Below are 1,126 nucleotides of genomic sequence, written 5' to 3'. Positions count from 1 at the left end.
ATACCAATTTAATATGAAGCTGCATAGAATAGGGCTTCAAGAATAAACTTGTAAGATGACAACGAACTAATTTGGTCAGGGGTGATTTTTTCAAGAACTTGTTTCAATCGCTCTCGCAATTGATCTAGTGTTGTAAAAACTTCTCCAACAAGTTGCTGTTTGATATATTCCCAGACCCTTTCAATTGGATTAAGTTCTGGACTATGTGAGGGTTGACAGACAGGAATTAAATTTTCTGGCCAGGAAAGTTCATTAGTGATGTGAGCACCTGCTCTATCCATGTGAATCAGGGCAATATCTTCACCCAATTCTCAAGAAAGAGCATCAATAAATTGCTGAAAATCTTCTCCGTTAAGCTCAGCATATTCTTGGCAAAAATGCCAGCCACTCAATGGTTCAACTACCCCATACAACCAAAAATTTTCACGTTTCCACAGTAGGGGAGCAACTGGTTTTACCCCCCTAGCTGTAATTAATTTTCCTGTCAATGTTTTCAATCCCAAACGGGTTTCATCTTGACACAAATATCGTAGCCTTTTGCCCTTACCAAAATATTTTTGAAACGTCAATACTGCTGGAATGATGTTTTTTTAAAAAGCTCCACTGCTTCTACGTCCTGTAAAGCACTTTGCGGACGTGGCACTTTCAGTTTTGCTTGGAGACGATAATGCACCCAGGCATAGACTGTTGCATAAGTAAGGAATAGATTATACTCGCTTTTGAGCCATTCCACAATTTCCCCGTAGCTTTTGAAGGGGACTCCTGTTGCCAAACGTTCTTTTAGTCCTTCTAATACATCACCTGTCAAGTGTGGTTCTTGTCCTGGGGCTTTTTTTACCAACAATAATTCCGACAATCCACCCCGTCGATACTTTTGTAACCACCTGGTTATCGTAGATTTGTCTCTCCCCAAACGATTCGCTAATTCTTGATGCTGCTGTACTTGCCCTGTTTTTAACCACCATAATACTTGTATTCGTTCTTTTTGACTGGCAGTACGAGTATTTTTTAGTTGTTTTTCTAAAAATTCTACGCTTTCTTCAATTGTGATTTTTAAAATACGAGCCATAAAACGCACCATCAACGCTACCTCTCTATTATATGCAACTTCACATAAAATTGGTAT

The 1,126-nt window shown here is 39.0% G+C and carries 3 protein-coding genes; all 3 read right to left on the bottom strand.

Features of this window, described 5'->3' with window-relative positions; all coding sequences use genetic code 11:
• Window positions 1-8 precede the first annotated feature (8 nt).
• Window positions 9-308 carry a transposase gene (locus QUB77_RS31595; RefSeq protein WP_333180938.1) on the bottom strand — a complete coding sequence of 100 codons (300 nt, stop codon included), beginning with the start codon at window positions 306-308 and terminating at the stop codon, window positions 9-11.
• 3 nt (window positions 309-311) lie between these two features.
• Window positions 312-569 carry a hypothetical protein gene (locus tag QUB77_RS31590; RefSeq protein ID WP_333180937.1) on the bottom strand — a complete coding sequence of 86 codons (258 nt, stop codon included), beginning with the start codon at window positions 567-569 and terminating at the stop codon, window positions 312-314.
• The coding region (locus QUB77_RS31585; RefSeq protein ID WP_333180936.1) for a helix-turn-helix domain-containing protein at window positions 566-1,126 on the bottom strand (561 nt) is incomplete at its 5' end. The genes QUB77_RS31585 and QUB77_RS31590, both read right to left, overlap by 4 nt.

The sequence above is a fragment of the Microcoleus sp. AT9b-C3 genome (assembly GCF_036705485.1).
Taxonomy (GTDB): Bacteria; Cyanobacteriota; Cyanobacteriia; order Cyanobacteriales; family Microcoleaceae; genus Microcoleus.
The sequence above is the reverse complement of the archived record's forward strand: the minus strand, read 5'-3'. Positions and strand labels throughout refer to the sequence as shown.